The 7087-nt window shown below is 68.2% G+C and carries 12 protein-coding genes; 10 read left to right on the forward strand and 2 right to left on the reverse strand.

Annotated elements, in window-relative coordinates:
* Nucleotides 1-102 precede the first annotated feature (102 nt).
* The 3 genes from PLJ28_RS14265 to PLJ28_RS14275 are packed head-to-tail and all read left to right on the forward strand — an operon-like array spanning nucleotide 103 to nucleotide 933.
* The gene (locus PLJ28_RS14265) at nucleotides 103-393 is read left to right on the forward strand and encodes a hypothetical protein (protein WP_324590278.1); all 291 of its coding nucleotides are present in this window, start codon (nucleotides 103-105) and stop codon (nucleotides 391-393) included.
* A 28-nt stretch (nucleotides 394-421) separates the two neighbouring features.
* Complete coding sequence (locus PLJ28_RS14270; RefSeq protein WP_502877093.1) at nucleotides 422-631, forward strand: DUF7620 family protein; 210 nt, start codon at nucleotides 422-424, stop codon at nucleotides 629-631.
* Nucleotides 631-933, forward strand: a complete 303-nt coding sequence (locus tag PLJ28_RS14275) for a hypothetical protein (protein WP_324590280.1) — start codon at nucleotides 631-633, stop codon at nucleotides 931-933. Before PLJ28_RS14270 ends, PLJ28_RS14275 begins: the two co-directional genes overlap by 1 nt.
* A 198-nt stretch (nucleotides 934-1131) precedes the next feature.
* Here PLJ28_RS14275 and PLJ28_RS14280 read toward each other — a convergent pair whose 3' ends face one another.
* Nucleotides 1132-1335 carry a hypothetical protein gene (locus PLJ28_RS14280; protein ID WP_324590281.1) on the reverse strand — a complete coding sequence of 68 codons (204 nt, stop codon included), beginning with the start codon at nucleotides 1333-1335 and terminating at the stop codon, nucleotides 1132-1134.
* Nucleotides 1332-1682 carry a hypothetical protein gene (locus tag PLJ28_RS14285; RefSeq protein ID WP_324590282.1) on the reverse strand — a complete coding sequence of 117 codons (351 nt, stop codon included), beginning with the start codon at nucleotides 1680-1682 and terminating at the stop codon, nucleotides 1332-1334. The genes PLJ28_RS14280 and PLJ28_RS14285 overlap by 4 nt, the downstream gene beginning before the upstream one ends.
* A 164-nt stretch (nucleotides 1683-1846) precedes the next feature.
* On the opposite strand from PLJ28_RS14285, the gene PLJ28_RS14290 reads away from it, so the two are divergent.
* The 7 genes from PLJ28_RS14290 to PLJ28_RS14320 are packed head-to-tail and all read left to right on the forward strand — an operon-like array spanning nucleotide 1847 to nucleotide 7004.
* A complete protein-coding gene (locus PLJ28_RS14290) occupies nucleotides 1847-2572 on the forward strand; it encodes a VldE C-terminal domain-containing protein (protein ID WP_324590283.1) in 726 nt (241 codons plus the stop codon).
* An 18-nt stretch (nucleotides 2573-2590) separates the two neighbouring features.
* Nucleotides 2591-3652, forward strand: a complete 1062-nt coding sequence (locus PLJ28_RS14295) for an N-acetylmuramoyl-L-alanine amidase (protein WP_324590284.1) — start codon at nucleotides 2591-2593, stop codon at nucleotides 3650-3652.
* A 2-nt stretch (nucleotides 3653-3654) separates the two neighbouring features.
* Complete coding sequence (locus tag PLJ28_RS14300) at nucleotides 3655-4023, forward strand: phage holin (RefSeq protein ID WP_324590285.1); 369 nt, start codon at nucleotides 3655-3657, stop codon at nucleotides 4021-4023.
* A complete protein-coding gene (locus tag PLJ28_RS14305; RefSeq protein ID WP_324590286.1) occupies nucleotides 4023-4469 on the forward strand; it encodes a hypothetical protein in 447 nt (148 codons plus the stop codon). Before PLJ28_RS14300 ends, PLJ28_RS14305 begins: the two co-directional genes overlap by 1 nt.
* Nucleotides 4469-4657: a hypothetical protein gene (locus tag PLJ28_RS14310; protein WP_324590287.1), complete on the forward strand. Its 189-nt coding sequence runs from the start codon at nucleotides 4469-4471 to the stop codon at nucleotides 4655-4657. The genes PLJ28_RS14305 and PLJ28_RS14310 overlap by 1 nt, the downstream gene beginning before the upstream one ends.
* Nucleotides 4654-6063 (forward strand): collagen-like triple helix repeat-containing protein, encoded by a 1410-nt coding sequence (locus PLJ28_RS14315; RefSeq protein ID WP_324590288.1) that lies wholly within the window; start codon nucleotides 4654-4656, stop codon nucleotides 6061-6063. The genes PLJ28_RS14310 and PLJ28_RS14315 overlap by 4 nt, the downstream gene beginning before the upstream one ends.
* Nucleotides 6060-7004 (forward strand): glycoside hydrolase family protein, encoded by a 945-nt coding sequence (locus PLJ28_RS14320; RefSeq protein ID WP_324590289.1) that lies wholly within the window; start codon nucleotides 6060-6062, stop codon nucleotides 7002-7004. The genes PLJ28_RS14315 and PLJ28_RS14320 overlap by 4 nt, the downstream gene beginning before the upstream one ends.
* Nucleotides 7005-7087 lie beyond the last annotated feature (83 nt).

Below are 7087 nucleotides of genomic sequence, written 5' to 3' on the forward strand. Positions count from 1 at the left end.
CAAGGCGCTGGCGCGGGCGGTGCGGGCGCTGACCCGGGCCACGATCCGACTGGGCCGCCTGGCCGCCCGCGACTTCGATCATCCCGCAGAGTAGGAGCCGCGATGGAGCTGCTGGACCAACTGGGCGGGGTGGGCACGCTCGCCCCCGGCGCGGCACTCGTCCTGGTGCTGGTGCTGCTGTATCGGCAACTCACATCCGGGGCGCTAGTCACCGAGTCCGTCCACAAGGAACTGCGCGCCGACCGGGACTACTGGCGCGAGGCGCACGAGATCGAGCGGCAACGGATGGATGAGATCCGGACGCAGGTGGCCGCGATACTAGAGGTCAGTACGACCACGATGCGCTACGCCGAGGCGGTGCAGCGTGTCGCCGAGAGTAGTGATAGCAAGTGACGTCGCCGGGCTGGGGAGCTGTGGGCCGATGATCCAAAGATTCTTTACGTGGCTGTGGGGGCGGGGTAACACCGAGCCGCCCATGACGGGGGCGCAGGCCGTCGAGGATGCCCGCGCCCGGCTGGTGGTGGAGCAAGTGCGCGCCGAACGTGCCGAACGGCTTGCGGAGCGCGCCCGGACCGCGAGGGCGCGCAACCACTTCGCGGACGCCCTGACCACCGCGTTGCGGGGAAAGTGATGGCACCGATGATGGTGGTGATGGACGTGGCGACCCTGGTCGCGGCCGTGGCGTGCGCCGCCGTGTCGGCGGTGTTCCTGGTCACCTACGGGGCGATCATGGACCGTCGGAGTCCGGTGGCGCAGAACGCCTTCTGGATTGTGGTCGGCGTGCTCGTCATGTCCGTGGCGGGGGTGCTCGTGCAGCTCGATCACGCCATCCCGGCCGGGGTGACCGCGACCGTTGGGTACGCCCTGATTACTGCCCTGATCGTGTGGCGGCTGGCGATTGTGGCCCGGCTGCGGCGCGACCGGGATTCATAGCGGCCTCGATGCGCCGGGCGCGTTCGGCGTCGGTGATCGTGTCCCAGTCGTCGCGGAGCACTGTGTCTCGCCATTCCTTGCGGGTCATTGCCCGATCCTGTCTCTCGGTTGATACTCTGGCCACCCCGGGCGGGATGATCCGGTTGTCGAACTCGGATTCCACGTGCTCCCCACCACGGTGGGGTTCTCCCGCCCGGGTCACTTTTCCAGGACCTTGTAGACCGCGGCCCGGGTCATGCCGACCGCGCTACCGATCTCGGTGGGCATGATGCCCGCAGCCCGGGCCTCGCGCATCAGGTCATCGCGCTTCGCCCGCCACTCCCGGGCGAGCTGTTCGTGCCGCTCGATCTCGGCGGAAGCCTCTCGCGCCTCCGCCAGGACCGGCGCTTCGTAGCGGCTCATCGGGCCACCGCCGCGGTCAGCCGGTCCATGGACTCGTAGACCGGGTCGTCGTGCTCGCCGTAGGCCACGACGTCAGTCACGGCGTCGCCGTCAATGGCCCAGTGCAGCAGGATCTGCGTGTCGGTGACGACGGTCCAGGCGCGCACGGTGTGGCCGCGGGTGGCGAGCGTCAGTTCGTTGTTGTCGCGGACCTCGACGAACTCGTCGTCGTTGGTGGCGGCGAGGATGACCTCGGCCAGCGCCTCGTTGCGCAGGAAGGCGAGCCGCTTCTTGGCGTCGTCCAGCAAGAAGCCGTCGCGGGGGTCGTTGGCGGTGACGCGGGCGATGGTGGCGGCGATCTGGGTCATTTCGGGTTCCTCTCCCTTGGTGGTAACACCATCGTACACCATGGGATACGCACGCGTCAACACGATACGACGATTAATTATCGGCCTCTGCTGGGGAGCGGGCCGCACATAAGAAAGAGAGCCCTCGCGTCGCGGGGGCTCTGTCAATTATGAGGAGCGGCCTTATGGCCTACCCGCGCCGTGCCATCATCACCCCCCGACTCGTCCTCTACGAGATACGCCTGCCGCTGCTGATCGCCGGGCTCGCCCTGGTCGTCATCGCCGGGGCCACCGTGGCCCGCACGGCCACCACCGTGGAGACTGCGCAGCCCGTGCCGGCGCGCGCCGAGCACGTGGACCGCTCCGGACCCCGCCCCACGCTCACCGCAACACCGAGCGCCGAACCCGCGCCAACGCCCGAGTTCACGCCCACCCCGACTGTCACTTCCCCCAAAGCCACGCCAAAGGCGACGGCCAAACCGACAGCCAAAGCGACACCGAAACCCACACCAAAGGCGAGCGCGACCACGCCGAAGGCCACCACGAGCACGGCGGGCGGCGGGAGTTGCCCGACCCTGCAAGGCGGCGGCACGGCGCGCACACGGGTGCTGCATCAGGCGCTCTGCGCGAGGTTCCCGCAAGTGAAGACCTACTACGGCGCTCGCAACGAGTCCGGCAGCTTCCACGGCACCGGGCAGGCGATTGACGCGATGGTGTACAGCGACCGCGCCACCGGGCAGGCCATCGCGGACTGGGCGCGGGCGAACGCGGGCACCTACGGCATCACCGAGGTGATCTGGCAGCAACGCATCTGGACCACCCAGCGCGCTAGCGAGGGCTGGCGGGTGATGGCCGATCGCGGCTCGATCACCCAGAACCACTTCGACCATTGCCATATCAGTGTTCGCTGATTAAGTCAAGGAGATCTGATGGCAAGTTTCCCGACCCCCGACCAGATCCTCAAGGCATTCCGCGATGAGGGTCTCGACGTCTACGAAATGCCGGGATGGCGGGGGCGTTGCCGCTGCTGCTCCGGCCCGCACAACCCGCACGCCAAGTCCTACATCCGCGCCTGGCGCCAGTTCAACGGCATCACCTGGCACATGACTTATGGGGCGCGGCTGTCCGGGCAGGCCGCCATCGACTACACCCAGCGCATCCTGATCGGCGGCAACGGCTCCACGCCCGGACCGCTATGCCTGGCCGGGGTGGATGCTGACGGGCGCATCCTCATGGTGTCGTCGGGCCGGGCCAATCACATCGGCTCGATCTCGCAGGCGTCACTGAACGCGATGCGCGCCGCGAGCTTCTCGACCCACGGCAACCACAACCTGCGCGGATCCGGCGTGGACGGCAACGCTCACACGCTCGGCTTCGAGGGGCTCGGCTCCGGCTCGCCCAATGCCGCGCAGTGGGAGGCCATGGTCAAGGCCTCGGTGGCGCTGTGCCGGCTGAAGGGCTGGACCGGTCAAGAGGTTCACGGGCACGGCGAGGCATCCAGCCAGCGCTCATTCACCGATCCCGGCTGTGACATGGGCGCGGTGCGCCGCGAGGTCATGGCCCGGCTCCGCAAGTCACCCCCCACCACCGCCAAGCCATCCACGCCACCCGCAACCCCTAAGGAGCCCGCAATGGCCACCTATTTCCGCACCTGCGATGTCAACTCGGACGGCGCGACCTATGCTCGTGCCATGCCGGAGATTTTCCCGGACAGCCCGGATGTGCACTATCAGACGGTCTGCTACATCGACGCCCCCGAGGGCACCAGCGTCACGGCCCGGCTGGTGGAGTACCGGCATGGTCAGGGTGATCAGTCCTGGCATCGGCATCCGGAGGTCACGTTCAACGCGGTCGCCGGTCAGCCCACGATCGGCCAGCTCGTCCACAACGGGCGCACCGAGCAGGGTGGCGTGCAGGTGTGGGTGGACATCAAAACCGACAAGCCCGACCCCGTGCACGTCCGCGCCTACACCCACACCGTGGAGGCCTGATCATGCGCTCCGTCACCCGCGAGCAGCTGTATGCCGCCGTCGTCCCGATCGTCGCACTACTGGTCGGCCTGGGCGTGCTGACCGACGAGCAGGGGGTCGCGGTTACTGGTCTGGCCGGTGCCGTGCTCACCCTGATCTACGCCGTCGTGATGGCGGTGCACACGAAGGCACCGATCGGCCGGACCGCGATCTATGGCGTGCTGGCCGCGATCGTGGCCGCGCTGGCCGTGTGGGGGTTCGTCACCGAGTCCACGGGTGAGCTGATTCTGGCCGCGGCCATGGGTGTGGTGGGCGTGCTTGTGGCCGAGTCCAACACCAAGCCGGAGCTGGGCCACGACGGCATCCCCGACATTCCCCACCGGGACGTGTGATGACCCAGCCGGTTGAGGTTGGGCAGGGTCTGCAATCGCTCACCGTGCACCTGACCAGGGGCGAGCCCGCCCGGGTCGTCATCCCCACCCATGCCGACCTGGTCGCCCCGATCGTGGAATGGTCCCGGGACGGCCAAACCTGGGATGGCGTGGCGCACACACTCACCCGCGTCGGGTCGGACGCCGAGAGCCGCAACCTGTGGGCGGTCACCTTGACCGCCGAACAGGTCGAGGCGCTGCACGACGGCCAGAAGGTCCGCGCCGCGCGTGTGGCCGAAACCACCCCACGGCTGCTGCTGTGGGCCGGGGATGTTGTCTGGGGGTCCGGCTGGGCGGGCGTCAAGGTCGCCGGCGGCACCCTGGTCGCGGTGGGTGTGCCCGTGGGCGCGGCGGCTTCGTTCGTCGAGGATCCGCCCGGCTCCGGGCTGTACGCACAGGAGGGCTAATGGCCGCCACCTATCCGCAGGTTGATTCCGCCACGGGCCGGATTCTGCACGAGCCCACGCATGAGCTGTACCAGGGCGTGAAGTCCGTCAACGGGCAGACGCCCGACACGGACGGCGCGGTCGAGATCGACACCGCGTCCTGGGTCGAGGATCCGCCCGGCTCCGGGCTCTACCGAATCGAGGCATGATGGCAGCAATCCCCAGTGACCGGCGCGTGGTCACCACCGACACGGAGGGCAACCTGTCCGCCTTCGTGCTGGACAAGCTCCCGGCTGGATCTGGGGGCGGCGAAACCGGCGACAAGGGCCCCACGGGAGATAAAGGCCCGACCGGCGATCCTGGTCCGGACGGTAACCCCGGCCCCGATGGTGATAAGGGGCCTGATGGTGACAAGGGACCTACGGGCGATAAGGGGCCATCCGGTGATCCTGGGCCGGGTGGTGGCGGCCCAACACTGGTGCAGGTCGGCACCCTGACCCTGCCCGGCAGTCCAGCCGTGGGTGAGAGTGTGACCGTTCTGGCTGACCCGTCCACCGTGTTTCCTGCCGCAACATGGGATGAGGGCGGGGTGCCCGAACTCGCATCGGGGCGCCTGCTGGTGTCGCTGGTGTGGTCTGGCGATGATTGGGTGGGCACGTATGGTCTGCCCGTGGCGGCTGCGCCTGCCGCGCCAGACGTGACCGCACCCACGCCGGGCACGCTGGCAGCCAGTGCTATCACGCACACGGGGTTCACGCTGGCCGTGTCTGGCGCGTCGGACGAGACGGCGCTGCACGCGAGCCCGTACAGGTTCTCCACCGACAACGGCGTCAGCTACAGCGCGTGGCAGGCTGGGGCGTCGTTCCCGGTGTCCGGGTTGACTGCGGAGACCGCCTATGACTGCCAGCACCAGGTCCGGGATGCGGCCGGGAATGCGGCTACGGGTGTGGCTGTTCCGGTGACGACCGACGAGGCGCCGGACACGATCGACATCGCCGCCATTCCCGATCTGGTCGGATGGTGGGACGCTTCCGACGCGGCGACGCTGACGATGGACGGGGCGTCGGTGACCCAGTGGGCCGACAAGTCCGTCACGGCGGCACTGCCGACCGACGCCTCCCCGGGCGGCGTCACCGTGTCCACGCTGGGCGGTCAGCCCGCCGTGCAGTTCGCAGCAGCATCGTCCCTGAATGCGATCTGGGGGAGTCCAATCGGCAAGGCGCCGCTGTCGGTGTTCGTCGCGGTCCGGATGCCAACCGCCTCGACCTTCGCCTACCACACCTCGGTGGGCAGGCTGCGGATCGGTGTGGGCTCCGGAGCGTGGCGGGCCTATCACGGCCAGACCACCGACATGATTGACTTCGGCACCCCTGACACAGTCGCGCATGTGGTGTCGAGCTGCACCGCCGGATCGTTGTTTGATCTGCGCGTGGACGATGCGGTCGCGCCGGTCACCCCGGCCTGGGGCACCATAGCGCCGACGCCGCAGGAGCTGGAGATCGGGCGTAATGCTGCGTGCATCATCGGTGAACTGATCATCGTGCAGCGCGAGGTGGGCAGCATGGAGCGTGACCAGATCCACGCCTATCTGGCGGGCAAGTGGGGAATATCATGATGCTACCGGCCATCGTCGCGGCTGCCGCACGGCGCCGCAACGGCCCGCCCGCCCCTTCCAGCCCGCCGTACAACGGCACCCCGATCACCGTGCCGACCTATGACGGGTCCGGGCAGCTCGTGCACCCGGATGTGATTGACTTCCAGCAGGAGATCGGCGGGCCATGGAACGGGCACCGGTTCTGGATGGCGTTCACCCCCTACCCCAATAGCATCAACACCTACGAGAATCCGTGCATCGTCGTGTCACAGAACGGCGTGGACTGGTCGGTACCGGACGGGTTGACGAACCCGCTCTATCCGACGCCGCCGGTCGGTTACAACGCGGACACCGACATCACCTATGACCCAGACACGGGCGACCTGGTCCTCGCGTATATGAGCTACAATCTCGCGGAAGTCACGTTGCCGCTAGCCCGGTCCGTGGACGGCGTCACGTGGCCGTCCAGCACGGGGTTTCTCCCTAACGAGGGCGGCGGCACGGCGTTGGCGCCCTCGATGGTGCGCGACCCCGATGGCACGTGGCACCTGTGGATTCAGCGTAACGGGGGCATCCGCCATCGGACCGCCCCGAGCCCCGAGGGGTCGTGGTCAGCGTGGGGCGCCACGACCGGCACGCCCGCTGACATTTGGCACCACAACGTCATCCGCGCCCCGGGCGGCCGATACCTGATGTTGTCGCATTGCCGTTCGACCGTGACCCGGCGTAACGGCTGGCTGCAGGCGTCGTCGTCAGTGGACGGGATCACCTGGACGACCAACCCGGCTCACCTAGTCACCTCCGGCAACACGGCGGATGACTCGGATGATGTGTACCGGCCCGCGCTGACATTGCATGAGAACGGCACGCATGCCCGCGTGTGGTACTCGGGCAGGTCTGCGGCGAGTGTGTGGCGGTTGTTTCACACGCTCATCCCCCTCGATGAGTGGCCAGCGCCCTGACCTTCCCCCTCGCCCCCAGCCGGGCGAGGGGGGTTTTGCTGTTTCTAGGCGGCGTGGCGTACCGCTTCACGCAGCGAGTCATC

The organism is Citricoccus sp., from assembly GCF_035445025.1.
Taxonomy (GTDB): domain Bacteria; phylum Actinomycetota; class Actinomycetes; order Actinomycetales; family Micrococcaceae; genus Citricoccus.